Origin of the sequence: Pseudomonas peli (genome assembly GCF_050563605.1) — a bacterium.
GTDB lineage: Bacteria > Pseudomonadota > Gammaproteobacteria > Pseudomonadales > Pseudomonadaceae > Aquipseudomonas > Aquipseudomonas peli_A.
In genome coordinates, this window is the sequence record NZ_JBNXUH010000226.1 from 1 (window position 1) to 360 (window position 360).

Here is a 360-nt window from a genome sequence, read left to right on the forward strand (position 1 = left end):
CCCCACAATTTCACCCCCCGGGGGGCGTCGTCGGCAGCCTCATATGTTAAAAAGGGACGGGGCCGGCCGGGCCCGGAAACCGCCGCTGACGTAGTCCGGGTTAAAGCTGTTGTTCACCGCACCATAAGGCGAGCGAGTGCCGACCAGGCCGGTGGCGAACTGGTCGAGGTTGGTCTTGCCGATCAGAATGGCGCCAGCGGCGCGCAGCTTGGCCACCACCGTGGCGTCGGCCGCAGCGGTGTAGGCGAACTCCGGGCAGGCGGCGGTGGTGGGCCMGCCGGCGGCATCGTTATTATCCTTGATGGCAAAGGGCACGCCGCCCCGTCCGTCTCTTATACATATCTACCGCTGCCGCCGACG

General features: G+C 66.6%; 1 pseudogene. It reads right to left on the reverse strand.

Features of this window, described 5'->3' with window-relative positions:
* Positions 1 to 78 precede the first annotated feature (78 nt).
* Positions 79 to 318: pseudogene (locus ACQ4LH_RS21545) on the reverse strand (amidase family protein); the annotation flags it as partial.
* Between the last annotated feature and the right edge of the window lie 42 nt (positions 319 to 360).